At 73.0% G+C, this 25,611-nt stretch carries 25 protein-coding genes; 8 read left to right on the forward strand and 17 right to left on the reverse strand.

The window, feature by feature from the left end; all coding sequences use genetic code 11:
* Positions 1 to 20: 20 nt before the first annotated feature.
* From ABTZ99_RS24150 to ABTZ99_RS24165, 4 genes are all read right to left on the reverse strand, one after another.
* On the reverse strand, positions 21 to 782 hold the full coding sequence (locus ABTZ99_RS24150; protein WP_498772601.1) for an enoyl-CoA hydratase/isomerase family protein: 762 nt from the start codon (positions 780 to 782) through the stop codon (positions 21 to 23).
* A 46-nt stretch (positions 783 to 828) separates the two neighbouring features.
* Entirely contained in the window at positions 829 to 963 is a 135-nt protein-coding gene (locus ABTZ99_RS24155) for a hypothetical protein (RefSeq protein WP_499614134.1), read from the reverse strand.
* 123 nt (positions 964 to 1,086) lie between these two features.
* Entirely contained in the window at positions 1,087 to 2,019 is a 933-nt protein-coding gene (locus ABTZ99_RS24160) for a hypothetical protein (RefSeq protein ID WP_498772599.1), read from the reverse strand.
* Between the two features lie 177 nt (positions 2,020 to 2,196).
* On the reverse strand, positions 2,197 to 3,006 hold the full coding sequence (locus ABTZ99_RS24165; RefSeq protein WP_499614137.1) for a lipase family alpha/beta hydrolase: 810 nt from the start codon (positions 3,004 to 3,006) through the stop codon (positions 2,197 to 2,199).
* 145 nt (positions 3,007 to 3,151) lie between these two features.
* Here ABTZ99_RS24165 and ABTZ99_RS24170 point away from each other — a divergent pair, with 145 nt between their 5' ends.
* Positions 3,152 to 4,540, forward strand: a complete 1,389-nt coding sequence (locus tag ABTZ99_RS24170; RefSeq protein ID WP_499614139.1) for a WS/DGAT/MGAT family O-acyltransferase — start codon at positions 3,152 to 3,154, stop codon at positions 4,538 to 4,540.
* Here the strand turns inward: ABTZ99_RS24170 and ABTZ99_RS24175 are convergent.
* Positions 4,521 to 4,742 (reverse strand): hypothetical protein, encoded by a 222-nt coding sequence (locus ABTZ99_RS24175; protein ID WP_498772593.1) that lies wholly within the window; start codon positions 4,740 to 4,742, stop codon positions 4,521 to 4,523. The two genes, ABTZ99_RS24170 and ABTZ99_RS24175, sit on opposite strands and share 20 nt — an antisense overlap.
* A gap of 90 nt (positions 4,743 to 4,832) precedes the next feature.
* On the opposite strand from ABTZ99_RS24175, the gene ABTZ99_RS24180 reads away from it, so the two are divergent.
* Together ABTZ99_RS24180 and ABTZ99_RS24185 are read left to right on the forward strand one after the other, a co-directional pair.
* Positions 4,833 to 5,699: a helix-turn-helix domain-containing protein gene (locus ABTZ99_RS24180; protein WP_499614142.1), complete on the forward strand. Its 867-nt coding sequence runs from the start codon at positions 4,833 to 4,835 to the stop codon at positions 5,697 to 5,699.
* Positions 5,696 to 5,893, forward strand: a complete 198-nt coding sequence (locus tag ABTZ99_RS24185) for a DUF397 domain-containing protein (protein WP_498772589.1) — start codon at positions 5,696 to 5,698, stop codon at positions 5,891 to 5,893. Before ABTZ99_RS24180 ends, ABTZ99_RS24185 begins: the two co-directional genes overlap by 4 nt.
* Here the strand turns inward: ABTZ99_RS24185 and ABTZ99_RS24190 are convergent.
* The gene (locus ABTZ99_RS24190) at positions 5,862 to 6,761 is read right to left on the reverse strand and encodes an alpha/beta fold hydrolase (protein ID WP_499614145.1); all 900 of its coding nucleotides are present in this window, start codon (positions 6,759 to 6,761) and stop codon (positions 5,862 to 5,864) included. The genes ABTZ99_RS24185 and ABTZ99_RS24190 overlap by 32 nt on opposite strands.
* Before the next feature lie 67 nt (positions 6,762 to 6,828).
* On the opposite strand from ABTZ99_RS24190, the gene ABTZ99_RS24195 reads away from it, so the two are divergent.
* Entirely contained in the window at positions 6,829 to 7,362 is a 534-nt protein-coding gene (locus ABTZ99_RS24195; protein ID WP_499614148.1) for a P-loop nucleotide/nucleoside kinase family protein, read from the forward strand.
* On the opposite strand, the gene ABTZ99_RS24200 is transcribed toward ABTZ99_RS24195, so the two are convergent.
* The 9 genes from ABTZ99_RS24200 to ABTZ99_RS24240 form a co-directional block, all read right to left on the reverse strand.
* Positions 7,359 to 8,159 carry an LLM class flavin-dependent oxidoreductase gene (locus ABTZ99_RS24200; RefSeq protein WP_499614151.1) on the reverse strand — a complete coding sequence of 267 codons (801 nt, stop codon included), beginning with the start codon at positions 8,157 to 8,159 and terminating at the stop codon, positions 7,359 to 7,361. The genes ABTZ99_RS24195 and ABTZ99_RS24200 overlap by 4 nt on opposite strands.
* Positions 8,160 to 8,181: 22 nt before the next feature.
* Positions 8,182 to 9,249: a type III polyketide synthase gene (locus ABTZ99_RS24205; RefSeq protein WP_498772581.1), complete on the reverse strand. Its 1,068-nt coding sequence runs from the start codon at positions 9,247 to 9,249 to the stop codon at positions 8,182 to 8,184.
* A gap of 10 nt (positions 9,250 to 9,259) precedes the next feature.
* The gene (locus tag ABTZ99_RS24210) at positions 9,260 to 10,480 is read right to left on the reverse strand and encodes a cytochrome P450 (protein ID WP_499614154.1); all 1,221 of its coding nucleotides are present in this window, start codon (positions 10,478 to 10,480) and stop codon (positions 9,260 to 9,262) included.
* 240 nt (positions 10,481 to 10,720) lie between these two features.
* Positions 10,721 to 11,161, reverse strand: coding sequence for a MerR family transcriptional regulator (locus ABTZ99_RS24215; RefSeq protein ID WP_498772577.1), 441 nt, complete (start codon positions 11,159 to 11,161; stop codon positions 10,721 to 10,723).
* Positions 11,158 to 11,481 carry a hypothetical protein gene (locus tag ABTZ99_RS24220; RefSeq protein ID WP_498772575.1) on the reverse strand — a complete coding sequence of 108 codons (324 nt, stop codon included), beginning with the start codon at positions 11,479 to 11,481 and terminating at the stop codon, positions 11,158 to 11,160. The genes ABTZ99_RS24215 and ABTZ99_RS24220 overlap by 4 nt, the downstream gene beginning before the upstream one ends.
* 34 nt (positions 11,482 to 11,515) lie before the next feature.
* Positions 11,516 to 12,700: a CHAT domain-containing protein gene (locus ABTZ99_RS24225; protein ID WP_499614158.1), complete on the reverse strand. Its 1,185-nt coding sequence runs from the start codon at positions 12,698 to 12,700 to the stop codon at positions 11,516 to 11,518.
* Entirely contained in the window at positions 12,697 to 15,072 is a 2,376-nt protein-coding gene (locus ABTZ99_RS24230; RefSeq protein ID WP_499614161.1) for a hypothetical protein, read from the reverse strand. Before ABTZ99_RS24230 ends, ABTZ99_RS24225 begins: the two co-directional genes overlap by 4 nt.
* On the reverse strand, positions 15,069 to 16,079 hold the full coding sequence (locus ABTZ99_RS24235; protein ID WP_499614164.1) for a hypothetical protein: 1,011 nt from the start codon (positions 16,077 to 16,079) through the stop codon (positions 15,069 to 15,071). The genes ABTZ99_RS24230 and ABTZ99_RS24235 overlap by 4 nt, the downstream gene beginning before the upstream one ends.
* Positions 16,076 to 17,317 carry a hypothetical protein gene (locus ABTZ99_RS24240; protein WP_499614166.1) on the reverse strand — a complete coding sequence of 414 codons (1,242 nt, stop codon included), beginning with the start codon at positions 17,315 to 17,317 and terminating at the stop codon, positions 16,076 to 16,078. The genes ABTZ99_RS24235 and ABTZ99_RS24240 overlap by 4 nt, the downstream gene beginning before the upstream one ends.
* Positions 17,318 to 17,436: 119 nt before the next feature.
* On the opposite strand from ABTZ99_RS24240, the gene ABTZ99_RS24245 reads away from it, so the two are divergent.
* The 4 genes from ABTZ99_RS24245 (at position 17,437) to ABTZ99_RS24260 (ending at position 23,621) form a co-directional block, all read left to right on the forward strand.
* Complete coding sequence (locus ABTZ99_RS24245; RefSeq protein ID WP_499614168.1) at positions 17,437 to 18,531, forward strand: PA2928 family protein; 1,095 nt, start codon at positions 17,437 to 17,439, stop codon at positions 18,529 to 18,531.
* Positions 18,532 to 18,693: 162 nt separating this feature from the next.
* Positions 18,694 to 21,006, forward strand: a complete 2,313-nt coding sequence (locus tag ABTZ99_RS24250) for a Tex family protein (protein ID WP_499614171.1) — start codon at positions 18,694 to 18,696, stop codon at positions 21,004 to 21,006.
* A gap of 15 nt (positions 21,007 to 21,021) precedes the next feature.
* Positions 21,022 to 22,047 carry an NAD-dependent epimerase/dehydratase family protein gene (locus ABTZ99_RS24255; protein ID WP_499614174.1) on the forward strand — a complete coding sequence of 342 codons (1,026 nt, stop codon included), beginning with the start codon at positions 21,022 to 21,024 and terminating at the stop codon, positions 22,045 to 22,047.
* On the forward strand, positions 22,044 to 23,621 hold the full coding sequence (locus ABTZ99_RS24260; RefSeq protein WP_499614176.1) for a phytoene desaturase family protein: 1,578 nt from the start codon (positions 22,044 to 22,046) through the stop codon (positions 23,619 to 23,621). Before ABTZ99_RS24255 ends, ABTZ99_RS24260 begins: the two co-directional genes overlap by 4 nt.
* 37 nt (positions 23,622 to 23,658) lie before the next feature.
* Here the strand turns inward: ABTZ99_RS24260 and ABTZ99_RS24265 are convergent, their stop codons facing one another.
* Positions 23,659 to 24,096 (reverse strand): SRPBCC family protein, encoded by a 438-nt coding sequence (locus ABTZ99_RS24265; protein WP_499614177.1) that lies wholly within the window; start codon positions 24,094 to 24,096, stop codon positions 23,659 to 23,661.
* Between the two features lie 46 nt (positions 24,097 to 24,142).
* Entirely contained in the window at positions 24,143 to 25,363 is a 1,221-nt protein-coding gene (locus ABTZ99_RS24270) for an ABC transporter substrate-binding protein (RefSeq protein ID WP_499614179.1), read from the reverse strand.
* Positions 25,364 to 25,611: the final 248 nt, after the last annotated feature.

Genomic DNA, 25,611 nt, shown 5'->3' on the forward strand with positions numbered 1-25,611 from the left:
AGGTACCCGCATGCGGCGTTTCAGAACCTCGGCGCCCGCTTCTCCAGGAAGGCCGCCACGCCCTCCGCGTACTCCTCGCTGTGCACCGCTTCGTCGTACAGCGCGCGCACGGCGTCGTCCTCGTCGTGCTGCCCGTCGGTGATCCGGTTGACGATCTGCTTCGCGCCGCGGACGCTGACCTGGGCGCGTGCCGCGATGGTCTCCGAGAGCTGCTTGACCCTGGCGTCCAGGGCCTCGGCCGGGTGGACCTCGTTGACCAGGCCGATGCGCAGCGCGGTGGCCGAGTCGACGATCTCGCCGCCGAACAGGATCTGCTTGGCCCAGGCCGGGCCGACCACGTCGACCAGCTGCTTGGTGGACGTGAAGTTGTAGACGATGCCGAGCTTGGCGGGCGTGATGCCGAACCGGGCGTCCGCCGCCGCCACGCGCAGGTCGCAGGCCAGCGCGATCTCGCAGCCGCCGCCGATGCAGAAGCCCGTGATGGCGGCGATGGTCGGCTTGCCGAGGGTGGCGATGGCGCGTTCGCCGTTGTGCACGGCCTCGCCGTACCTCGCCGCGCCGTCCGCGCCCTTGCGGAGGGTGGAGAACTCGCTGATGTCCGCGCCAGCCGAGAAGTGCTCGCCGCCGCGGACGACCAGCACGCGCACGGCGTCGTCGTGCTCGACCTGGGCCAGCAGGCCGGGCAGCGCCGACCACATGGCGTAGCTCATGGCGTTGCGCTTGGCCGGGCGGTCGATGGTCAGCGTGGCGACCGGGCCTGCGGTGTCGAGCCTCAGCGTCATCACCGGAGGGTAAGTCCTCGACGGCGGTGACCGGGCGTAACCACGCTCACACTGCCGTGAGCAGCCAGAACACCGTGCCGCCGACGATCGCGCCGAGCGCCGTGCCGACGGTGACCTGCGCCGTGGTGTGGTCGCCGAGCACGACCGCCACCCGAGCCACCGGACCCCTGCCCACCGACACCCCGCCCACCGAACCCCTGCCCGCCCCCGTCACCACCGAACCTCAAGCCGCGCGCCTCGAACGCCCAGGTCCCGCGTGTCCTACGTCCGAGACACGCGGGACCTGGAGGTTCGACTCGCGCGGTCAGCGGTAGGAGTTGCGGGTGTAGGTCAGGCTGAAGGTGCCGCGGTTGGCGAAGTAGACGGAGACCAGGTAGGCCGGGTCGGTGGCCAGCAGGCCCCGTTGGAGGTCGCTGCCGTCGTTGCCGTCGTCCCAGCCCCACGCGCTGTTCGCGGAGTTGTCCTTGCCGTTGTCGCCCCGGAACGTGCCCCAGCTCGCGAACGTCGCGGAGCTGTTGCGCTGCGCCCACAACCCGCCCGCCGCGAAGGTGTCCACCAGCCGGTACCCGACCGAGCGGTCGTTGCCGCCCGACGGCACCTCACCCGTGGCGCTCGGCACGTACACCACACCGTCCCCGCCGGGGAACTCCGCGCCGTTCCACGCGTACAGCCCGTGCCCCTTCGCCTCTTGGCGCGTGGTCGGCCGGGTGCCCGAGAGCCGCAACGTGCCGTCGATCCCCTCACGCCCCGACGTGAACGTGCTGCCGGCCGGCACGTACGAGTAGAAGTCGCTGTGCGCCACCGTGATCACCGCTTCGAGCCTGCCGAACGTCGAACCGTCCTTGCGCACGGTCGCCAGCAGGCCCTCCATGTCGTTCTCGTGCGTGAACTGCTCGAACGGGTCGGCGAAGTCCTCCCAGTCACGCGGGTGGTAGAAGCTGTAGACCAGGAACCAGTGCGTCGACGTCTCCACCACCGAGTAGTACGCCGCACCGGTGAGACGCGCCAACGAGTCGTCCTGCGCCTCCCAGTTGTCCACCGTGCTCCAGTTACCGTCGAAGTCCACAGTGGACAGGTAGTCGGCGTCGTAGTCGGACGAGTCGGTGTCCTGGTAGTGCACCGGCGCCCAGTGGAACGCCAGTTCGGCGTCGGTCGCCGCGTGCGCGGGGGTCGTCAGGAACACCGAGAGCGTGGCCGCCGCGAACAGGGACGCGGCGAACTTGCGTGCAGGGAACATGCTCCACCTCCGTCAGGGTTGCCCGTCGGAGCCAACGGGCCGCGCTGAACCCTGGGGTGAACCGGTGGTCGACACAAGGGGTGAAACAGGTGATCATTGCGCCCGACGCGCCTGCCGGGCGCGGCAACCCTTCGGAACGCCGCAGCCCGCGGTCGGAGAGCGGTGCGAGGCCTCGGGTCAGGCGGCCGGGAACATCCGGGACATGCCCGGCGGCGGGCTGAACGGGCGCCAGCGGTTCCGGCGTTGGGCGAGGCGGTCGGCGATCAGCCAGAGGACGGTGGCGTTGTAGCCGTAACCGAGGTGGCTGGAGGTGACGGCGACGTTCTCCTGGCGGGCCGCGGGGGTGCAGACGCACGTCTGCCAGGCGACGATGCCGTCCGACTTCGAGTAGACCGACGTGGACGGCACCGGGAAGGGCGGCCGGGTGTGCTCCGGCGGCGGCATGTCCGCGCCGGCGACGTAGAACCGGGCCAGGAGCCGGTACACCGGGTTGACCCTGGTCTGCCGGAGGTCGGTCATCGCGTACGGACTGCCCAGCGTGATCACCTGGCGGACCATGCCGGGATGGTCACGGGCCAGTTCGCGGGCGAAGATGCCGCCCAGGGACCAGCCCACGATGCTCACCTTGCCGCTCACGGCCAGTTCACTCAGCAGCTCGCGCATGCCGCGCACGACGCCGACCGAGGGGCCGATGTTCAGGCCGAGACCCCAGCCGTGGACGTCGTAGCCCAGGCCAGTGAGGAACTTGCGCAGGGTCGCGGTCGAGGCGTCGGTCGCACCCAGACCCGGCAGCACCAGGACGGTGTGGCCGTCGCCGCTGGGAGCGGCGCGCAACAACGACCGGGTGGCCGCGAACTGGCCGATGGCGACGGCGGTGCGGGTCGGTTCGGTCAGGTACCAGAGCAGGCCCGGCGCCGACCCCGGCTCGGAGGTGTGCTCTTCGTGCAGGTCAGGGTGATCCGGTGGGACGTGCGGCAGTGCTGACATGGCCCCTCCCCCGCTCCGCGTCGAGCGCGAACCCCAGGTAACCATGATGTTTCCTGGCGGTTGATTCCGCCAGTACGGGGAAGTCTCGATTCTTGCGCGGTCGCCGTCCTGGACCGCCGGGTCCGTGCGGGCCTACGGTCGGGCGATGGACCGGATGAGCGCGATCGACGCGGGTTTCTTCTTCATCGAGGACGAGAACGTGCCCATGCACGTCGGGTCTGTCCTGGTGTTCGAAGGTCCGGCTCCGTCGTACGGCGACGTGGTGCGGTTGTTCGCCGCCAAGCTGGACACCGTGCCGCGCTACCGGCAACGGGTGCGGGCGCTCCCGCTGCACGTCGGCCGACCGGTGTGGGTGGACGACGAGCACTTCCAGATCCTCTACCACGTCCGGCACACCGCGGTGCCGTCGCCGGGCGCGGACGACCAGCTCCGCAACCTCGCCGGACGGCTCTTCGCGCAACGCCTCGACCTGGCCAAGCCGCTGTGGGAGGTCTGGTTGGTCGAGGGCCTGGAAGGCGGCCGGTGGGCGATCATCTCGAAGGTCCACCACTGCCTGATCGACGGCATCGCGGGCAGCGACCTCATGCAGGTGCTGCTGGACTGGCGCGAGGACGCGCCCCTGCCCGAGCCGGTGCGGTGGCGGCCCGCCGCCGGCCCGTCGACCCTGGACCTCGTCGTGGACGGCGTGCGCGACGCGGTGTTGACGCCGGTCACGCACCTGGCCAAGTTCCCGGCGCTGGCCAAGCGGTTGCGCAGCGGCTCGGAGGTGCTCGACGTCGGCCGTGCCGTGCTGGGCAGCCTGCCGACGACCGCCCGACGACTCGCCGTCGGCACCCCGAAGACCTTGAACGGGCCGATCGGACCGCACCGGCGGTGGGTGTGGGCCCGCGCGGACCTCGCCGAGATCAAGGCCGTCCGCCGGGTCACCGGCGGCACGGTGAACGACGTCATCCTCTCGGCCGTGACGCGCGGTTTCCGCGACCTGCTCGCCAAGCGCGACGACCTGGCCGACGGTCAGGTGGTGCGCAGCATGGTGCCGGTGTCGATGCGGTCGTCCGCCGAGCGCGGCGTGCTGAACAACCGGGTCAGCGCGGTGCTGGTGAACCTCCCCGTCAGCGAGTCGGACCCGTTGGCGCGCCTGGCGTCGATCCGGGAGCAGATGGACGACCTCAAGAGCAGCCGCCAGGCAGCCGGCGCGGACGTGCTCACGAACCTGTCGAACTTCGCCGCACCCACCCTGCTGGCGCTCGGCTCGCGCACCGCCATGCGCTTCCCGCAGCAGCTGTTGCAGACGGTCACGACGAACGTCCCCGGCCCCCGCATCCCCTTGTTCATGCTGGGCAGGCGGCTGTCCGAGATCTACCCGTACGTGCCGATCGCCAGCACCATGCGCGTCAGCGTCGGCATCTTCTCCTACCTCGACCAGATCACCTTCGGCATCAACGCGGACTTCGACGGCGTGCCGGACGTCCAGGTGCTCGCCGACGGCATCCGCGCGGGCTTCGACGAACTGGTCACCTCGACCGCGAGCTGACGTGATCGGCCGCCACCGCGCCCGCCAACTCGACCGCCTCCGCCGCCACCTCGCTGATCCTGCTCAACGCCTTCGGATCGATGAACAGCTCCACGTCCTGACCGATCTTGAACACCACCGCCCCTCCGCCCGGTTCCACCTCGTAGTTGATCCACACGTCACCCGGCACCTGCGCCCACAGGTGAACTTGAGCGCGCCCCATATCCGCCTCCCACACCGAGTCAACATCCGCTGCTACCATTCTGGCTGCTGTTACTGATATCAGCAACGGACTTCACTCGATTGGGGCGGCATGGCACCCTCATCACCCACGGTCGCGGCATGGGAACTCGGACTGCGCCTGCGAGAGCGCCGCGAACTCATGGACATCACGGCGGCGTCGGCGGCGAAGGCCATCCACACTGGTCAGTCGTTCGTGTCGGGCGTCGAAACCGGTCGGGTCAAGATCAACGCGCGCAAGCTGGCCGAACTCGCCGCCGTCCTCGACTTCGACCAGGACGAGACCGAGGAGCTGCAGGAACTCCGCGAGGCCGCGGGCAAGCGCGCCTGGTGGAGCCCTTACTCCGCCATGTTCAGCTCGGACGTGCTGCGGTACTTCGGCTTCGAGCACGGCGCCGAGGGCATCCGCGCCTACAACGCAGGACTGATCAGCGGATTGCTGCAGACCCAGGCGTACGCCCTGGCGGTCATGCACGGAGGCGGGCCGAGCATCCGGCTCGCCGAGGCGAACCGCCGGGTCGAGGTGCGCCTGAAGCGGCAGGAACGCCTGGACGACAAGGCGGATCCGCTCCGGTTCACCGCGATCATCACCGAGTCCGCGCTGCGGCAACAGGTCGGCGGGCGCGAGGTGATGGTCGAACAACTCCGCCACTTGGCCGACAAGATCGAGCAGCTCCCGGACACCCTGGACGTCCGGATCGTCCCCTTCTCCGCCGACTACTACAACGCCCTTGGCGGTTCGAGCTTCTACATCTTCGGCTTCGCCAGCAGCCGGCTGCCCGAGCTGGTGTGGCAGGAGACGATCACGTCCACGGATCTGATTGATCAGCCGATGCGGATGCGCGAGTACAGTTTGGCGCACGACCAGGCCTTGAGCTATGCCCTCGGCCGGACCGAATCCCATGGTCTGATCGAGCAGATCCGCAAGGAGCTTGAGTGAGCGAACGCATCGACCGCGGTGGTTGGTTCAAGTCGAGCCGCAGTGCGGACAACCCGGCGTGCGTCGAGGTCAGGTTCGTGCCCGACGCGATCGACGTCCGCGACTCGAAGAACCCCGCCGGGCCGGTGTTGTCCTTCCCTCGCCACGCCTGGGCGAAGTTCCTCAGCCGCCCGGGTTCGTCAGCCAGTCCTTGATCCGCGACGCCACCAGCTCCGGCACCTCCAGCTGCGGCACGTGGCCGACGCCCTCCAGGACCTCGAAGCGCCACGACGGGTTGCGGCGGGCCGCTTCCCGGGACGACGCCACGGGGACCAGCCGGTCCTTGTCGCCCGCCATCAGGTACACGGGCACGCGCACCCGGCTCATCGCCGCGTAGTACCGCCGCCTGGTGGCGCCGGTCCACACGACCGAGCGCGCCGCCGTCAGGAACGCCTCGTCCAGCCCCGGGATCTCGGCGCGCTGCTCCAGCAGCGACATCGACGCCAGGACCATCTCCTCCGGCACCGACCTCGCGTTGGCGCACACCAGGTTCAGCACCCGCTTGACCTGCCGTCGCGTCGACACCCCGGCCCGCGACTTCGCCAGGAACCACTGCCCGAGCCCCGGCACGGCGTACATCGTGAACGCCGCCGCCACCTGCGGGTCCAACCTCGCGCCCAACGCCAGCGGCACGGCGGGGTCCAGCAGCGCCAGCGCGGTCACCGACGCGGGACGGCGGGCGGCGTGCAGGATCGAGATCATCCCGCCCATCGAGTTGCCGACGAGCACGGCCGGCTCGCCGACCACCTCGGCCAGGAACCGCTCGAGCAGCCGCGCGTTGGCGGGCACCGTCGTGGCACGTCCCTCGGGGTGGGTGAGCCCGAACCCGGCCAGGTCGACGGCCAGCACGCGGTACCGGTCGACCAGGTGGGGCGCGAGCAGGCACCAGTTGAGGTGCGAGCCGCCCAGGCCGTGCACGAGCACCATCGGCGGTCCGTCGCCGCCGAAGTCGACGTAGTGCACCGGAGCACCGTCCAGGTCGACGTGCCTGCTCGTGCCGCCCCAGTGGTCGAGTGTCGTCATACCGGTCAGTATGTCCCGGCCCGACCCACGTCCCGACGGGGGCCCGAAGTCGCCTAATGTGGTGAACATGATCGTGTGGATCAACGGCGCGTTCGGCGCGGGCAAGACGACCCTGGCCGAGGAACTGCGCCGCCGCCTGCCGGACGCGCTGTCGTTCGACCCGGAGCACGTCGGCTACCTGCTCCAGGTGTCGGCTCCCCCGTCCGGGACCGGCGACTTCCAGGACCTGCGGGCGTGGCGCAAGCTCACCGCCGAGGTCGCGATCACCCTGCACCACGAGTACGGGCGGCACCTGATCACGCCCATGACCCTGGTCGAGCCGGCGTACCGGGAGGAGATCTTCGGGCTCCTCGCCGACGCGGACGTCCCGCTCCGGCACGTGTTCCTGGACGTGCCCGCCGAAGAGCTGCGCCGCCGCATCAACAACCAGGTCCTGGACCCGCACAACCCGGACGCCGACGCCCAGGCCCACGCCTTCCGCCTGCGCAACGTCGACCGCTGCGTCGCCGCACGGGCCGCCCTGCCCGCGGACACGTTGGTCCTCCGAGGCGACCGGCACACCCCGGAGCAGCTGGCGGACCAGGTCCTCGCCGCGCTCTAGGACGACGGCGGCCCGGCGGCGATCCGGTCGCGCACGGCATCGACCGTGGTCTCCCAGTTCGACTCGACCCACCAGGTCGCGCCCGCGTCGGCCCACTCGCCCACGCTGGTCGCCACGCCCTCGGCGATCACGTCGAACCCCTCCCACGGCAGCCCGAGGGAGGTGCGCAGCTCCTGCGCCTGCGCCACCACGGCCGCCAGCTCCGCCGGGTTCGCCGGGCCACGCGCCTCGCCACCGTCGATCAGGTTCGGCAACAACCCGTCCCACGCCACCGCGCGCCTCATCGACACGGGACGGTCGTACGCGCCCACCACCCACACCGGCACCCGCGGCCGCTGCACGGGCGGCGGAGGAGGGAAGAAGTCGGTCTCCCGCACGTCGTAGCGCTGCCCGCGGAACGAGAACGGCTGCCCGCGCATCAGCCCGTCGTACACCGCGAGACCTTCCTCCAGCAGCAACGCCCGTTCCGCCCGACCGGTGTCGCGCTCGAACGCCGTCCACCCGGGGTGCAGCGCGCCCAGCCCGACCGACAGCTGCACGCGTCCACCGGACAGCCGGTCCAGCGTCGCCGCCTTGGACGCCACGTCCCACGGCTTGAGCCGGGGCAACGGCGTCAGCATCGTGCCCAGCCGCACCGACGACGTGCGCATCGCCGCCGCGGTCAGCGCCACCCAGGCGTCGACGCCCCACACCGCCTCGGCCAGGAACACGCCGTCCCAGCCGCACTCCTCGGCCAACGCCGCGCACGACGCCACCTCTGGCGCGTCGAAGAACGGCAGCACGATCCCGCAACGCATGCCGGCAGCCTCCCACACGCGATCACGTCGCCTCCGCCAGGTTCGACGCGGTCCAGGTGCCGAGCGCGATCTCCGCGGTGATGCCGGGGCCGAAGCCGGCGATGATCCCGCGCGCGCCGTGCCCGGCCCCGCCGTCGGCGAAGAGCCGGTCCAGGGCGTCGAAGATGACGACGCTGGCCACGTTGCCGCGTTCGGCGAGGGTCATCCTGCTGTACCGGAACGTCTCCGGCGGCAGCCGCAGGTGCTTGCCGAGGTCGTCCAGGATCCGCGGCCCGCCCGCGTGCACGATGTAGAAGTCGAGGCCCGCGATGTCCCAGCCGTGCGGGTCGGCCATGTCGCGCATGGCGGGCGCGAGCATCGACATCGTGCCGGGCACCCGCTTGTCCAGCAGGAAGTGGAACCCGGTCTCGCGGACCTCGTAGGCGATCCAGTCCTCGGTGTCGGGCACCAGGCGCGAGCTGTTCCGCTCGACCCGCACGCCCTCGCCGCCCTCGCCCCGCATCACGGCCGCGGCCAGCGCGTCGCCGAACAGGCCGTTGGACAGCAGGTTGCCGACGCCGAGGTCGGTCGGCTGGTACAGCAGCGAGCAGAACTCGCAGGCCACGATCAGCACGTTGGACCGGGGGTAGGCGGTGCAGAAGTCGTGCGCGCGGTTGATCGCCGCACCGCCCGCGGCACACCCGAGCTGCGCGATCGGGAGTTGCCGGGTGGACGACCGGAACCCCATCGTGTTGATCAGCCAGGCGGTCAGCGAGGGCATCGTGAACCCGGTGCACGAGACGTACACGATCAGGTCGATCTCGGTCGCGGGCAGGTCGGCGTGGTCGAGCGCCCGCCGCACCACCTCCGGCACCCTGGACTTGGCCTCCTTCTCGTAGAGGGCGTTGCGCACGGCGAAGCCGGGGTGCCTGAGGGTGTCCTCGATCGGCTGGAGGATGTGCCTGGTCTGGACGCCGGTGTTGCCGATGAGCCGCAACGCGAGGTCGAGTTGCGGGTGGTCGCGGTGCAGGGTCCTGGCCAGTTCCAGGGTCTGCTCGCGGGTGATGAGGTGCTCGGGCACCGCGACGGCGGGCCGGCAGAGGGTGGCCACGACCCGGCCCTCACCAGGCGACGGGCAGCACGAGCGGGTACCGCCAGATCGAGACGGTGTTCCACCGCACGTCCCGCGCCGGCACGGCCAGCCGCAGGGTGGGGAACCGGTCCAGCAGCCCGCCGATGGCCTCTTGGAGGACCATGCGGGCCAGGTGCGAGCCCAGGCAGTGGTGGCTGCCGTGGCCGAACGCCAGGTGCGGCGCGGGGTCCTCGCGGTCGAAGTCGATCTCGTCGGGCCGCTCGTAGGCGGACCCGTCGCGGTTGGCGGTCAGGTACGACACGTGGACCGCGTCGCCGGCCTTGATCGTCACGCCGCCGACCTCGACGTCCTCCAGCGCGACGCGCGGGATGCCGACGCCCTGGCGGAACGGGATGAACCGCAGCAGCTCCTCGATGGCGCGGGGCAGCGACTCGGGCCCGGACCGCAGCCGTTCCAGGTGCTCGGGGTGCGTGAGCAGCGTGTACGTGATGTCCCCGATCTCGTAGGTGGTGGTGTCGTGGCCCGTGACGACCAGGAGCATGACCAGCACGGACAGCTCCGCGTCGGTCAGCACCTCGTCGCTCGCGCGGGCCGTGGCCAGGGCGCTGACCAGGTCGTCGCCGGGGTCGCGGCGGCGGGCGGCGGTGAGCCGGTCGAAGTAGGCGCGCATCCCGGTCCTGGCCGCCGCGGCGGCGTCGCGGTCGGCGGGGCTCATCGCCATCATCGCGGTCGCCCACCGCCGCAGCGCGGGCCGGTCCGGCTCGGGGATCTCCAGCAGCTCGCAGATCGTCATCAGGGGCAGCCGGTCCGCGAGGTGCTCGACCACGTCCGCCGGCGGGCCGTGCTCGACCATGGTGTCCAGCAGGGCGTCCACGGTCCGCCGCACCCACGGCCGCAGCGCTTCGACCTGGGGTGTGGAGAACGCCTTGAGGACCAGCCGGCGGACCCGGTTGAGGGCGGGCGGGTCCATCAGGTTGATCGCCTCGCGCTGGGCGATGGGGGCCGGGGTGATGCGGGGGAAGTCGCGGTCGACCAGCGCGGCCCGGCTGAACCGCCGGTCCGAGGTGACCGCGCGGACGTCGTCGTGGCGCGTCACCAGCCACGCGTCGCCCTCGCCGTAGGGCAGGCGGACCCTGGCGACCGGCGACTCGGTCCGCATCCGGGTCAGGAAGGGGTCCGGTTCCAGGGCCTCGTCGTGACGAAAGGGACAGCTCGGCACGGCCTCTCGGTCGTGCGTCTGGGCGTTCACGACGACGTTCCCCTCTGCGGCGGCTGCGGCGAAAATCCAATGCTCTCCATCAGACACGCCGCCGCACCGCCATGTCCCGGCCCCGGGCGCGGTTTCATCAGTTGTCGCGGTTCTCCCACCGGTTCGTGACCGGTGATCGCGCGCCCACTAACTCTCCGAGCCGGCCCTTTCCACTCATTCAGGCGCTCAAACGCCCTCCATGGAGCACAGGTCCGGTGTGCCACAACCGCTCAAAGTAGGTCAGCAGGACCCGCAACCGGCGTCGACGGCCGGATCCGCGAACGGGATCGGGCAGGACGGGGCGTGCGCGCACGCGACCAGGTCGTCGCAGCCGAAGTCCAGGGCGGTGCGCAGCGTCTCGCGGATCACCTCCAGGTCGGTGATCCTGGCCTCCACCTCGGCGAGCTTGACCGTCACCCGGTCCCGCAACCCGGGCTCGCGGCGGGAGCCGAGCCGCCGGCGGCGCACGTCGAGCAGGTCGGAGATCTCGTCCAGGGTGAACCCGAGCCGCTGCGCCGCCTTGATCACCCGCAGCACGGTGAGCGCTTCGGGCGGGTAGAGGCGGTGGCCGCCCGGCGTCCGCTCCGGTTCCGACAGCAGGCCCCGGCGCTCGTAGTAGCGCAACGTCTGGTGGTTCACGCCGGCGGCCTCGGCGAGCTGCCCGCTGCGCAACGCGGTCACGTCGCCCCACCCGCCCGCTGCTGCAGGGCGTCGAGCACGTCGACGTGCGCGTCCGTGACGGTGACGTCCAGCCGCACCCGCCCGGCCGAGGCCACGACGGCGAACGTGAAGAACGAGCAGCACGTGGTCTCGCGCACGGCCAGCGCCGCCGCCCGTGCCGCCGTCTCCGGCGTCGGGTCGAGGGTGATGCGCAGGTGGGTCGGGTCCGGGCGCTCCACGCCGCCGGTGGTGAACAGCGCGTCGAACTCCGCTTCCCGCAGCGGGCGTTCGGCGGTCGGCAGCGTGCACGCCGCCGGCGCCCAGCGTTCGTCTGTGCTCATGACGCCACGGTAAGCCTGTACCGCGGTACCGGTTTCAAGGTCGGCCGCGGTGTGGCGCCCAGGTGGTGGCGAACGCGGCCCACACGAGCGGTGAGCAGGTCGGGTCGCCCGTTTCCTCCCACCGGGTGGCCGCGGCGCGTTGCCAGTCGTTGAGCGCGGTCACCGGGTCGGGCGCGCGGTGCGCGGCGTCGATGGCGAGCACGGTGGGCGCGAGGACGGGGGTCGGCGGGAAGCCGGTCACCAGTCGGCGCAGCCCTTCGTCGGTCGGCAACGTCCACCTCGTCGCGGTCACGTGCTCCGCGCCACCGTGCACCATGGCCGTGACCAGGCCGGACGGTTCGGCGAAGCGGACGTCGCCACCGCTCTCGCAGGCCACCAGGGCGACCCGGGCCGGTATCCGCCACGGGCGCACCGGGCCGGGCCGGTGACCCAGCATGATGTCGGCGGCGGCCAGGGGGCGGTGCGCGCCCAGCGGTGCGGCCCGGCCCGTGGTGGCGGCCGTGCAGGACAGGTGCAGGCGTGCGTCGAGGCCGTGCCCGCCGGTGGTGACGTGCCCGACGTAGAGGAAGCGCGAGGCGGTGGCCAGCTCCCGTTCGAGGTGGTCGCGGTCGATGTCGGCGCGGCGCAGGCCGCCGGGCGCGAGCGCGGTCAGCTCCGGGGTCGGGTGGCCGAGCACCGAGCCCAGGCCGGACGCGTCGGGGAAGCCGGGCACGACGGGGTCCAGCACGCGGACGACCGGTCCGCGGGGGTCGAAGGGGTGCACCCGGCGTGCCGCGGCGTTGCCGACGGTCGCCGGGGGCAGCACCGAGATGGCGGTCTCGTGCACCGCCCGCCGTCCTTCGTCGACCCGCAGCGCTTCCCAGGGCACCAGGGCGGTCGAGGGGGACGGCTGGACGCGCAGGTGCGGCCGGATCCCCTGCGCCAGCCAGGAGTTCAGCTCGGCCGCCAGCCGGTTCGGCACCAGGGCGCGCGCCAGCCGCGTCGCCAGGTCGAGTTCGCGCGCGTGGTCCACGAGCGGGCCGTTCGTGAGGGCGCGCCGCAACGCCTGGTCGGCGGTCTCGCCCGGCAACGGCGACGGCACCGCCGCGGCCCACTCGTCCAACGTGGCCCGCACGAGGTCGCGCGGCACGGCGATGACGCGGGGTTCGGCCGGTTCGTGCTCCCAGCGCCACGACGCGTACAGGTCGCCCGCGTCCACGAACTTGAGCTGCACGGTCACCACGACGCCACCGCCCGTTCCGATCGCACCGCGAACCCGTAGCGCTGCTCGGCCACGTCGATCCAGGCGTCCAGGGCGGTCGGCGTGGCGGGGTCGAGCCGGACCCTCGGCGGCAGTTCGAAGCCGATGGCGGGGAAGGCCGGGTCCGTGCCCGTGGCGAACCCGGAGGCCGCGTAGGGCAGGTGCGCGCCGGTCGTCGGGGGTTCGGGCAACGTGAGCAGGTCTCCGCGTGCGACGGGTGTCATGACGCCCTCGGCGTGCAGGGACACCGCGCCCGCGACGTGGTCGATGTACTCGGCCGCCAACGTCGAGTCACCGAGCGCCCGGATGGCCAGGAACGCCGACCGGGTGGCGGGTGCGGAGGCCAGTGCGACCCACCGTTCGCGCAGGGGGCCGTGCGGGAACCGTTGCCGGATCGCTTCCGCGGCGAGCGCGGCGGGCAGCGCCAGGTCCAGTGCGCGGCGGCCGAGCTGCTGCCGTTGGTCGCCGGTGGTGGCGGCGGCCCGGCGGATCAGGGCGTCCGCGCGCCACCACGCCATGCCCAGCGCGACGTGCCACAGGCCGGCCGCCTCGCACAACGCCGCCGCTTCGGCGTAGCAGGACTCGGCCTCGGCGAACTCCTGCGCCGCCTCGAACGCCGAGCCGCGCACCTGGTGCAGGGACAACGATTCCAGCGGGGTCGCGGTGTCCAGGAGCGCGAGTGCGCGGTCCGTCAACGCCAGGGCTGCCCGGGGCTCGCCGCGCAGGACCGCGACGGCGGCCCGGCCGTGCAGGCAGGCGGCTCGTCGGCGGGGGTCGTCGGCGAGGAGGGCTTCGGCCTCGTCGTACAGCGCGTCCGCCCGGTCGGTGTCGGAGGCGAGGTAGGCCAGGCGGGCGGAGCTGATCAGGGCGGTGGCGACGCCGGGGAGGTCGCCGGTGGCGGCGCTCAGGTCGCGGGCGAGGGCGAGGTGTTCGGTGGCGCCGGGGAGGTCGCCGGTCGCGCTCGTGATCTCGGCCAGCGTGGCGTGGACGGACGCGGCCAGGGCCGGGGCGGCGGTGTAGGCGAGGTCCAGCGCGGTGCGCGCTTCGTCGGCGGCTTCGGCGAACCAGCCCCCGGTGGCGAGGACGCGGGCGCGGGTGGCGCGGACGGTGGCTTCGACGGGTTCGGCGTCGTCGGCCTGTGTGACCAGGTCGAGGGCTTCGTCCAGGTCGGTGAGGGCGGCGGGGAGGTGGGTCTGGCCGAGCCGTGCCGCGGCTCGGGAGATGAGGGCGTTGACCAGGACTGAGGCCGAGCCGTAGGCGTCGCCGACGAGCGTGAGCGCCGTGCGGGCCGCCTCGATGGCTTCGGTGCTCCAGCGGACGGCTTCGCGGGGGTGGTCGGCGACTCCGGCCAGGTTGCCCGCGACCCCCGCTCGGCAGACCAGGGCTTCGACGTCGTCCACGGTGGCCGGTTCGGCTCCGGCCCTTGCCGCGGCTGCCAGGTCGGCCGTTGCGGGGTCGGTCGTCGCGGCGGCTGCCGGGTCGGTCGGGTCGGCGTTCGCGGCGGGTGGTTGCTTCGCAGGGGTCCCCGCCAAGGGGACCCCTGTTTTTATTGTCCCAGAAGGGTCTGACAATTCCGGGGCCTCGCCGTGCGCCAAGTCGGGCGCCCGGTCGGACGGCTCGCGGGTGGCGGTACCGGGCGCGTCGTGAAGCGCGCCCTCGAACGGTTCGCGCTGCGGGACTTCGAGGGCTTCGCGGTACGCGGCGGCGAAGGCGGACTTGGCGGCGGCGCGGTTGCCCGATGACAGCAGCACGGCGCCCTCGGAGTTCAGCGCCACGAACCGCTGCCACCGGGGTCCGAGCGGTCGGCGGCCGGGGTTGTCCGACAGCAGCCGGTACATCGCGGCGCGATCCCCGTCGCCCGCCTCGTCGGCCAGGACCGCCAGGTTCGAGTAGAGGTTCTCCAGGTACTCGGGCGCGTGCAGCCCGGCCAGTTCGACCGCCTCGACGGCCTCCGCCTCGGCCTCCGCGAGGTGACCGGCCATCATCAGCAGCCCGACGCGCGTCGTGCGCAGCACCACCTGCTGCGCCGGCTCGGCGCCGACGAGCGCCTCCTCGACGTCCCGCCACCCCTCCTCCCACCGGTCGAACCAGGGCAGCAGGTCCGCGCGCGCCGCGACGGCCGTCAGCCGGACCGCCCCCTCCCCCACCGCGATCGCCTCGGTCAGCAGCTCCACCGCGTGCGCACGCTCGCCGGCCATGTCCACCACGTGCGCCAGGTTCACCAAGACCTGCGCGCGGTCCTCCGCCGAGGACGCCGCGAGCGCCGCTTCGAGCGCGGACCGCGCGCCGACCAGGTCACCGGCGCCGGCCAGTCGCACGCCTTCGTCGTTCAGCTCCGACGGGTCGTTCACCGGGCCGTCCGCTCGGTGACGGTGGCGGTCGGCGAGCCGATCCGGGACCGGGCATAGGAGATGATCGCCGCACGGCGCGACGCGGCGTCCGGGTCGGGTGCGGTCGGCTCGGCGAAGTCCGGTGCGTAGACGGTCAGCGCGCGCCGGTCCGGCGGCAGCAGCAGCACGGCCGCCGACACCGGCGCGGACCCGGTGAGCCACCCCGTCGCGTCGACGTCCAGCGCCACCTCGACCTCGCCGAACCCGAACCGTGCCGCCAACCGCGACCCCGGAGTGGGTCCGGGCACGACGGACACCTCCAGCACCGTGCTCCCCTGCCGCCGCACGACGGCCCACCGGGCGGGCGCGGCGGCGTCGACCGCGCCGTGCGGCACCAAAGCCCAGTCCACAGTGGACGTCCCGGACAGGGCCGTGACGCCGGTGCCGCCGTCCACCCCTCCGGCGGCCAACGCGAACCCGGCCCTGCCCGGGGCCCGCGCCGGCCGCAGCTCCACCCCGTAGTCCTCGGCCAGCGCGGCGACCCGCTCGGCCAACGCGTCCACCTCCGGATCGGACGTCGGCACGTCGAACGACCCGACCGAGGCCAACGCCCGCTCGACCGCGTCCGGGTCGTCCAGCAGGTGCTCCACAGTGGACACGGCGACCGCGCGTTCCGCGTGCAGCACAGCGGGATCCAACGCGGGCACGCCGGCCGTGACCGACGCGGGCCACCACGCGCCCGCCCAGTTCAGCTGCGCCACGCGGCGGCAGGCGTCCCGGACGCCCCAGTCACCGCCATCGGGCACCTCCACCTCCGCCGCACCACCGAGGATCGCCTCGGCCGCGTCGCCGTAGACCTCCCACAGCCACTCGGCCGCGCGCTCCGGGTCGTGCACGCGTGCGGCGGGCGCGGCGGCGTCGGCCAGGACGTCCCAGGCGAGCGAAGCACCCGAGCCTTCGAGCAGCGCCACGACCTCGGGGGACGTGGGCCAGTCGCCGACGAGATCGGCCGCGCGCGTCACCCTCACGCCACCGCCTCCCGCTCCAGCGCGGACCGCAACCGGTCGCGCTGGTCGAGGATCACCGAGCGCAGCACGCCGTCGAGCACGTCCCACACCTGGTCGAACGTCACGGTCTCGTGCCGCAGCTCGCGGCCGTGCAGGCGCACCCACAACCGCCGCAGGTAGGCCTCCCGCACGCCGCGCACGTCCGCGCGGACCTCCGGCGGCACGGCCGACGGCATCCGCAGCACGCGGTGCACGTACGCCTCGCGCTTCCACCTCGACCGCAACCTGGCCGCCGCCGAGCCCGCCCCGCCCACCGGCGGGCCCGCGAGGTCGGCGGACGCGTCCCGGCCCAGCACCACGACGAGCCTGCTCTCCTCCTCGGCGAGCTGCCACGGCCCCGCCGACCGGGTGATCTCCCGCCGCACCAACGTCGGCACGTCCGCCAGCCCGGCCCGCTGGAAGGCGTTGGTCAGCGGCGCGAACAGGCGTTCCACGATCGACCGGTCGAACGGCCTGGGCAGGTTCGCCTTCGACGCGCCACGGCCCAGCTCGGGGCGCACGGGCCGGTCACGCGAGGTCAGCCCGTGCGCCAGCGCCACGCCCGGCCGGTCGAGGTCCGCCGCGCCCGCGCTGCCCGCCAGGCCCGCGACCAGCGCCCCGAACAGGGTCCGGTCGGGTGCGACGGCGCAGGTGGCCAGGAACTCCGAGGTCGCCGTCGACCCCGCGGCGGCGGGGCGGCGCGCGGCCCACGCGGCGTCGAGCAGCCGGGTCAGCTCGGCGGCGTTGACCGGGTCGGTCACGAAGTCGCGCAGCGCGGCGACGGTCGGCCCGTCCTGCTCGTGGACCTCCGCCAGCACGGTCGCGGCGACGTCGGCGGCGTCCGGCCCGGGTTCGCCGTGCACCGTGGCCAGTTCGAAGCAGCGTTGGAAGTACAGGTCCTGCGGGTTGCCGTCGGTGATCCAGCGGCGGCGGCGTTCCTTCTTCAGCACGGCGAACCAGCTCGCGGTCGCGGCCAGCACGGGGCCCGCGTCGGCGATCCGGGCGGTCAGGGCGTCGGCGTGCTCGGCGGCGATCGCGCCCGCGGCGAACTCCGGGTTGAGCACGGGCCGCAGCACGAGCGGGTCGAGGATCAGCTTGACCGTGCGGGTCAGCGGGCGGCCGGCGTCGTTGCTCAGGGGCGCGACCGCGTCACCCAACCCGGCCCACGCCCGGGCGACCAGCGCACCGCGCGGAAGCGTCGCGGCTCGGACGGTGCTCACCGACCCGAGCCTAGTCGACCGGGATCACCGCTGGTGGCGGACTCGCGCACCCGGTTCCTGGGACCGGTAGGCGAGGTGTCCGGCCGATGCTTCCCCCACCACGACCGAACGGGGGAACCATGTACGGGACACCGCAGCAGTACTCGCCGATGACGCCCTACGAGACGCCGTCGCCTCAGCGGCGACGCGTCCTGCCGCTGTTGTTGTTGCCGCCGGTGTTGTTCGCGCTGCTGTTCTTCGGCGGGTCCTACGCGGTCTCGCCGGAGCCGGACGTGGAGATGCAGGACGGGTTCGCGTTCGCCGAGGTCGACGGGCGGGACGTGGTGCTGGCGCCGTACGCGCGGCACGGCGTGCGCGGGATGTTCCAGCTGATGACGCAGGACCTGTTCCAGGTGCGGCTGGCGGCCACGGACCCGGCCACCGGCGACGTGCTGTGGGACACGCAGCTGTCCGACCAGCTGGTCTGGGAGGCGTCGGTGCTGGCGGCCGGGCAGCGCTACGCCTACCTGGCCACGGATTCCGGGCTGGTCGTGGTCGGGTTGGCGGACGGTTCGGTGGTGGCCGAGGGCGCGGGTGTCCAAGGGCTCGGCGACGCGTTCGCCACCGCGCGGACCGCCTACGCGTACGACCGGGAGAACCGCCGCCTGATGGCCATGACCGCCACCGGAGGGGTGTTGGCGATCAGGCTCGACGAGGTGGTGGCCGAGCCGGTCGACCCGCAGACCGCCGCGACCTGGTCCGGCCGGCTCTCCGTGCAGCGCGGCCCGGGCGCGCCGACCGCCGCGACCGGCGCCGAGGCCGCCTTGGCCGGCGGCGAGCGGATCGCGCTGCGGCAGGCGCCGGGTGGCACGCCGGGCAGCGTGCTGGTCCGCGTCACGGCCGACGGTCGGGAGGTCCAGGTGGGCGCGACCGCGTTCCCCGACGCCCGGCTGGTGGTCGACGGCGTGACCGCGGTCGCGACCACCACCGGGCACGTGCTGGTCGAGCACCAGCGCTCGGTGAACGACCCCGGCGTCGCGCTGAGCCTGGTGTCCCTGGCGACCGGGCAGGTCACGGCCACGTTGACGGTCGACTCGCGGGTCGGTCGAGCGCTCGTCGGCCCGGACGGCGTCACGGCGCTGACGGCGGGCGAGGTGTTCGCCGCGGTCGTCGGCGACGGCCGGGTCCTGTCCCTCGACGTCGGCCTGGCCGACTTCTTCGGCTCCCACCGCTGACCCCGGCGCTCCCCTCCGAAGTGGACGACGACCACCGCGCACGGACGACCCCGGCCGGGTCGCGGTTGATCCGGCCGGGTGAGGGGCTCCCCGACCGATCGGCGGCCGGGCCCGGTCGGGGTGCCCGAACGTGGCCCGGCGGGCAGGGCACAATGGCTCGCTGTGACCACAGCCATTCACCAGAGGATCGCCGACGAGCTCGGGGTGCGGGCCGGGCAGGTCAGCGCCGCCGTCGACCTGCTCGACGGTGGTTCCACCGTTCCCTTCATCGCCCGCTACCGCAAGGAAGCGACCGGCGCGCTCGACGACACCCAGCTCCGCACGCTGGAGGAACGGCTGGGCTACCTGCGGGAGCTGGAGGACCGCCGGGCGGCTGTGCTCGAGTCCATCCGGTCGCAGGGCAAGCTGGACGACGCGCTGGAGGCGTCGATCCTGGCCGCCGACTCCAAGGCCCGGCTGGAGGACCTCTACCTGCCGTTCAAGCCGAAGCGGCGGACCAAGGCGCAGATCGCGCGCGAGCAGGGCCTCGAACCGCTCGCCGACGGCCTGCTGGGCGACCCGACGCAGGACCCGCAGGAGGTGGCGAAGGCGTTCGTGACCGAGGAGGTCGCCGACGTCGCCGCCGCGCTGCTGGGCGCGCGGGCGATCCTGGTCGAGCGGTTCGGCGAGGACGGCGACCTCATCGGCGAGCTGCGCGAGCGCATGTGGGCGCAGGGGCGGCTCGCGTCCAAGGTCCGGGAGGGCAAGGAGGAGGACGGCGCGAAGTTCGCCGACTACTTCGACTTCTCCGAGCCGTTCGCGAAGCTGCCCTCGCACCGCATCCTCGCGCTGCTGCGCGGCGAGAAGGAGGAGGTGCTCGACCTCCAGTTCGACCCCGCCGACGAGGACGAGCCCACCGGCTACGAGGCGCGCATCGCGTCCCGCTTCGGCGTGGACGACCGGGGCCGGCCCGCCGACCGGTGGCTCGGCGACACCGTGCGCTGGGCGTGGCGCACCCGGATCCTGGTGCACCTCGGCATCGACCTGCGGTCGCGGCTGCGGGCGTTCGCCGAGGACGAGGCCGTGAAGGTGTTCGCGTCGAACCTGCGCGACCTGCTGCTGGCCGCGCCCGCCGGCACCCGCGCCACGATGGGCCTCGACCCCGGTTTCCGCACCGGCGTGAAGGTGGCCGTCGTCGACGCGACCGGCAAGGTCGTCGACACCGACGTGATCTACCCGCACGTGCCCGCGAACCGGTGGGACGAGTCGATCGCCAAGCTGGCGGTGCTGGCGAAGAAGCACGACGTCGAGCTGATCTCCATCGGCAACGGCACCGCGTCGCGCGAGACCGACAAGCTGGCCGCCGACCTGCTCAAGCGGCACCCCGAGCTGAAGCTGACCAAGGCCGTGGTGTCGGAGGCGGGCGCGTCGGTGTACTCGGCGTCGGCGTTCGCGTCGGCCGAGCTGCCGGGCATGGACGTGTCGCTGCGCGGCGCGGTGTCCATCGCCCGCCGGCTGCAGGACCCGCTGGCCGAGCTGGTGAAGATCGACCCGAAGTCGATCGGCGTCGGCCAGTACCAGCACGACCTGTCCGAGACGAAGCTGTCGAAGTCGTTGGACGCGGTGGTCGAGGACTGCGTGAACGCGGTCGGCGTGGACCTGAACACCGCCTCGGTGCCGCTGCTGACCCGCGTCTCCGGCATCACCGCCGGGCTGGCCGAGAACATCGTGCAGCACCGCGACAGCAACGGCCCGTTCCGCTCGCGGCGCGCCTTGAAGGACGTGGCGCGGCTGGGCCCCAAGGCGTTCGAGCAGTGCGCGGGCTTCCTCCGCATCCCGAACGGCGACGACCCGCTGGACGCCTCCTCCGTGCACCCCGAGGCGTACCCGGTGGTGCGGCGGATGCAGGAGCGCGCGGGCGGCGAGCAGCTGATCGGCAACACGGCGGTGCTGAAGGCGCTGCGGCCGCAGGAGTTCGTGGACGACACGTTCGGCCTGCCGACGGTCACCGACATCCTGCGCGAGCTGGAGAAGCCGGGGCGCGACCCGCGGCCCGCGTTCAAGACGGCGACGTTCGCCGAGGGCGTGGAGAAGATCGCCGACCTCAAGCCCGGCATGGTGCTGGAGGGCGTGGTGACGAACGTGGCCGCGTTCGGCGCGTTCGTGGACGTCGGCGTGCACCAGGACGGCCTGGTGCACATCTCGGCGCTGTCCAACACCTACGTCAAGGACCCGCGCGACGTGGTCAAGTCCGGTGACGTGGTGCGGGTGAAGGTGCTGGAGGTCGACATCCCGCGCAAGCGGATCGGGTTGACGCTGCGGCTGGAGGACGAGCCGGGCCGCAAGCCGCCCCGCGAGCAGCGCGAGCCGCGTGGCGGTCAGCGCGGTGGCGGCGTGCCCCGCGGTGGCGGCAAGCCCCGGCAGCAGGAGCGCCCGCCGGCCAACGGCGCGATGGCCGAGGCGCTGCGGCGCGCGGGGCTTGGCGGCGCGAAGTAGGGGTACCCGGCGGCCATGAGGGTCGTCGTCACGGGTGCCAGCGGCAACGTGGGGACGGCCCTGCGCCGCGTGCTCGCGGACGCGGGCGACCCGGTGGTGGGCATCGCGCGGCGGATACCCGTCGGTTCACCCGATTGGGTGAGCTGCGACGTGGGTGCGCCGGCCGCCGAGGTGGTGCTGGGCAGGGCGTTCGCGGGTGCGGACGCGGTGGTGCACCTGGCGTGGGCGGTGCAGCCCACGTCGGGTGAGCCCGCCATGCGGCGCACCAACCTCACCGGCACCGCGCACGTGCTGCGTGCGGCGGACCGGGCCCGTGTGCCGCACGTGGTGGTGATGTCCTCGGTCGCGGCGTACACGCCCGCTGCCACGCCGGTGGACGAGTCGTGGCCGTGCGGCGGGGTGCCCGGCAGCGCGTACAGCGCGCAGAAGGCCGAGCTGGAGCGGTTGGTCGCCGGTCGTCCCGGGGTGGCCGTGCTGCGGCCGTGCGCGATCGTGCAGCCGGACGCGGGCGGTGAGCTCGGCCGGTGGGTGCTGAGCCCGTTGGCGCCCGCGCGGGTGGTGGGGCGGCGGTGGCTGCCGGTGCCGTTGTGGCGGGGGTTGCGGGCGCAGGTGGTGCACGCGGAGGACGTGGCGCGGGCGGTCCAGGTGGTCCTCGCGCGGCACGCCGTCGGCGCGTTCAACGTGGCCGCCGACCCGCCGTTGGACGCGCGTGAGCTGGCCCCGTTGTTCGGCGGGTTCCTGCTGCCGGTGCCGTTGGCCCTGTTGCGGGCGGTGGCCTGGCCGACGTGGCGGCTGGGCCTGCAGCCCGTGCACCCCGGGTGGTTGCGGCTGGCCGATCAGGTGTCCGTTGTGGACAGTTCACGGTTGCGGGCGTTGGGGTGGGCGCCCGCGCACCCGCCGCGGGAGGCGTTGGCGGAGCTCGTGGTGGCGGTCGCGGAGGGGCGCGGCACGTGGGGCCCGCTCGCGCCGCGCGATGTGGGACGGTGGCGGGGGTTGCGGTTCGGTCGGCCGGTGCAGCAGAGCCAGGGAGACGTGCGTTGAGCGATGTCGTGGACGCGGTGGTCATCGGTTCCGGCCCGAACGGGCTGGTGGCGGCGAACCTGCTGGCCGACGCCGGATGGGACGTGCTGGTGCTGGAGGCGGCCGACGAGCCCGGTGGGGCGGTGCGGACGGCGGAGTTGACCGAGCCGGGGTTCCGGCACGACCTGTTCAGCGCGTTCTACCCGCTGGGCGCGGCGTCGCCGGTGATCACCGGGTTGGACCTGGGTCGGCACGGGTTGCGGTGGCGGCGGGCGCCGGAGGTGCTGGCGCACGTGCTGTCGGACGACCGGGCCGTGGTGCTGTCGCAGGACGTGGACCGGACGGCGGCGTCGGTGGAGGCGTTCGGCGCGGGTGACGGTGACGTCTGGCGGGCGGAGTTCGCGTTGTGGCAGCGGGTCCGGGCGGAGCTGGTCGAGGTGTTGATGCGGCCGTTCCCGCCGGTGCGCGCGGGCGCCGGGTTGGTGGGCGCGTTGGGCGCGGGTGGGGCGTTGCGGCTCGCGCGGTCGTTCCTGCAGTCCGTGCGGGCGTTCGGGGACGAGCGGTTCTCGGGTGAGGGAGCGCCGTTGTTGTTGGCGGGCAACGCGATGCACACCGACCTGGGGCCGGACCAGGCGGGCAGTGCGGCGTTCGGGTGGTTGCTGTCGATGTTGGGGCAGGACGTGGGGTATCCGGTGCCGGAGGGCGGTGCGGGTGCGTTGACGCGGGCGTTGGTGCGGCGGCTCGGTGGGGTGGTGGAGTGCGGCCGGGCGGTGGAGCGGGTGGTGGTGGCCGGTGGGCGTGCGCTGGGGGTGCGTGACGCGGCGGGCGGGTACGTGCGGGCGCGGAAGGCGGTGCTGGCGGACGTGCCGGCGCCGGCGTTGTACCTCGGGTTGGTGGGGGCGGAGCACCTGCCGTCGCGGTTGGTGTCGGACCTGGCGGCGTTCGAGTGGGACGACGCGACGATCAAGGTGGACTGGGCGTTGGACGGGCCCGTGCCGTGGACGGCGGATGGGGTCGGGGGTGCGGGGACCGTCCACTTGGGAGGGGATTTCAACGCGTTGGCCCTGTTCAATGCGGAGATCGCGTGCGGGCGGGTGCCGGGGACGCCGTTCGTGATCATGGGGCAGATGACGACGACGGATCCGAGCCGTTCACCGGTCGGCACGGAGACCGCTTGGGCGTACACGCACGTGCCGCGGGGTGAGCAGTGGTCCGCCGACCGGGTGCGCCGCCGTGCCGACGGGGTGGAGCAGCTGATCGAGCGGCACGCGCCGGGGTTCCGCGACCTGATCCGCGCCCGCGTGGTCCACGGCCCGTCCGACCTGGAGACCCGCAACCGCAGCCTGGTCGGCGGTTCGATCAACGCGGGCACCGCCGCCATCCACCAGCAGCTGGTCTTCCGCCCGACCCCGGGCCTGGCCCGTGCCGACACCCCCATCGACCGCCTGTACCTGACGTCCGCGTCCGCCCACCCCGGTGGCGGCGTCCACGGCGCACCCGGCGCGAACGCCGCCCGTGCCGCCCTGACCCGCAACGCCCTGGCCGGCGACGCCTACCGCCTCCTCCTCCGCACCCTCCACCACCACCTCTACTGACCCGCGTCCAGAGGTCCTGAGCGTTCGACGCGCGGCGTCAGGTGGGTTTGCGGGCGGCTCGGGCGGTGAGGCGGGCCAGGGTCTCGCGGTTGCGAGGGGTCAGGAAGAGGGACTGGGCCGGTTCGGGGAGCAGGGAGAGGGGGCCCTTGATCGCCTCCTCGAGCATGGTGACCTCGCAGCCGTCGGAGGTGGCCTTCAGGTCGAAGCGGATGCGGGCCGCGCCCAGCGGCCACAGGCGGGCCTCCAGCTCCAGCATCCGGGGCGGGTCGACGTCCAGCACCGTGGTCACGTCCTGCACCGACAACGGCCACGCGCCGACGCTGTGGTGGATCCGCGTGCCGGTACCCGGCCACCCCGCGTCCACCTCGCGGATGTGCGCGGCACCGACCACCCAGCCCGCGTAGGACCAGCCGTCGGCCAGCACCGCGAACACCCGCTCCACCGACGTTGGCACCGCCAAGCGCACCTCGATCATGCGCCTCGGATTCCCCGCGCGGACCGGCGGAAACTACCCGCCAGGGCTACTTGGCGCGCGTGCCCTTGAGCTTGACCAGCTCGGACTCGAACAGGTCTGCGACCACGGCCAGCCCGCCGGGTGTCGCCGGGTCGGGCCGCGCGATGTACGACTGCGTCGCCGACGGCCGCCCCACCAGGGAGAACCGCAGCTGCCCCGTCAGGCTCCTCGTGTCGACCTTGTTGGTGTCCTGGAACGCCCGCAGCACCCCGTCACGGGTCAGGTCGCGCTCGCCGCACGCCTTCTCCAGGATCGCCGCGAACGCCATCCCGATCACGTACCCGTGGTCCACCGACCCGGTCGGCTCCAGCTCCGGGAACTTCCGGGTGAACGCCTCCGCCACCGCGCGCGGCCCCGGCAGGTCGGTCGCGAACGGCGCGATCGGCGACACCACCTGCACCCGCTTCACCACGGCCGCCGCCGCGGGCGACTGGAGGATCAACGGGTCGTACCCCACCGCGTTGACCAGGAACGGCACGTCCCAGCCGAGCCGCTCGGCGGTCGCGACGGCGGTCGCGGTCTGCTGCGGCGACGTGCTCAGGAACACCGCCTTCGCCCCCGCCGCGCGCAGCGCGCCGACCTGCGCGGCCACGTCCGCGGTCTCCGGCACGGCCTTCGCGACCAGCTCCATGCCCCACTGCTCGGCGGCGAACGTGCTGCCTTCCAGCGCGTTGCGGCCGTAGTCGCTCTCGACGTGGATGTGCCCGATGGTGTCACCGGGGCCGATCAGGCCCGAGCGCTTGGCGTGGTCCAGCCCGTTGATCACGTCGAGGTCGTAGGTCGTGCCGACGATGACCATGTGCGGGTTGCCGAGCAGGCTCGCCGACCACGACGCGGGCGCGGCGATGGCGCGGGTCTGCATCAGGTCCGGCTCGATGGCCTCGGTCATCGGCGCGCCGGTGACGTCCATGAAGCCGAGCACCTGCGGCTCCAGCTCGAAGTACGCCTGCAACGCCCGGTCGACGTCGTAGCCGTGGTCGGCCTGCTTGAGCTCGACCTTGCGCCCGCAGATGCCGCCGCGCTCGTTCAGCTCGGCCAGGAACAGCTCGTAGCCCTTGATCCGGATGAGCGACGTGGCCGAGAACGGTCCCGTCATGTCCGTCAGCACGCCGAGCGAGATCGTGTCGTCGGTGACGCCGGGGCCCGTCTTGACCGGCGATTCCTCCGCCGCGCCGCACCCGGCTGCCAGCACCGCGACCACGGCGGATCCGACGACGAAGCTGCGCACCAACGGGACTCCCACCACTCACGTTACCGACGGGTAAGGAGTATTGACAGAAGTCACCCGAATCGCCTAATCATGTGACATACCGCACGGTCGGTGACGATTCCGGTATCGGTTCCGCACCCCGTTCGCCACGTTTGCCACCCGATCAGCCGCCATAACGCCACCGAAGCGCTGGAGCGTGCCGATCACGACCGCGGCCCTGCCCGAACCGGGAAACGCCGTGAGGCCGACGGGGGTCTCCCGTCGGC

Origin of the sequence: Actinosynnema sp. NPDC002837, assembly GCF_040295345.1 — a bacterium.
In the GTDB taxonomy this organism is placed as follows: Bacteria; Actinomycetota; Actinomycetes; order Mycobacteriales; family Pseudonocardiaceae; genus Actinosynnema.

Coding starts and splice junctions, on each gene's coding strand:
- ABTZ99_RS24150 (WP_498772601.1), bottom strand. CDS start 782: ATGACGCTGAGGCTCGACACCGCAGGCCCGGTCGCCACGCTGACCATC.
- ABTZ99_RS24160 (WP_498772599.1), bottom strand. CDS start 2,019: ATGTTCCCTGCACGCAAGTTCGCCGCGTCCCTGTTCGCGGCGGCCACG.
- ABTZ99_RS24165 (WP_499614137.1), bottom strand. CDS start 3,006: ATGTCAGCACTGCCGCACGTCCCACCGGATCACCCTGACCTGCACGAA.
- ABTZ99_RS24170 (WP_499614139.1), top strand. CDS start 3,152: ATGGACCGGATGAGCGCGATCGACGCGGGTTTCTTCTTCATCGAGGAC.
- ABTZ99_RS24175 (WP_498772593.1), bottom strand. CDS start 4,742: ATGGGGCGCGCTCAAGTTCACCTGTGGGCGCAGGTGCCGGGTGACGTG.
- ABTZ99_RS24180 (WP_499614142.1), top strand. CDS start 4,833: ATGGCACCCTCATCACCCACGGTCGCGGCATGGGAACTCGGACTGCGC.
- ABTZ99_RS24190 (WP_499614145.1), bottom strand. CDS start 6,761: ATGACGACACTCGACCACTGGGGCGGCACGAGCAGGCACGTCGACCTG.
- ABTZ99_RS24195 (WP_499614148.1), top strand. CDS start 6,829: ATGATCGTGTGGATCAACGGCGCGTTCGGCGCGGGCAAGACGACCCTG.
- ABTZ99_RS24200 (WP_499614151.1), bottom strand. CDS start 8,159: ATGCGTTGCGGGATCGTGCTGCCGTTCTTCGACGCGCCAGAGGTGGCG.
- ABTZ99_RS24220 (WP_498772575.1), bottom strand. CDS start 11,481: ATGAGCACAGACGAACGCTGGGCGCCGGCGGCGTGCACGCTGCCGACC.
- ABTZ99_RS24245 (WP_499614168.1), top strand. CDS start 17,437: ATGTACGGGACACCGCAGCAGTACTCGCCGATGACGCCCTACGAGACG.
- ABTZ99_RS24255 (WP_499614174.1), top strand. CDS start 21,022: ATGAGGGTCGTCGTCACGGGTGCCAGCGGCAACGTGGGGACGGCCCTG.
- ABTZ99_RS24265 (WP_499614177.1), bottom strand. CDS start 24,096: ATGATCGAGGTGCGCTTGGCGGTGCCAACGTCGGTGGAGCGGGTGTTC.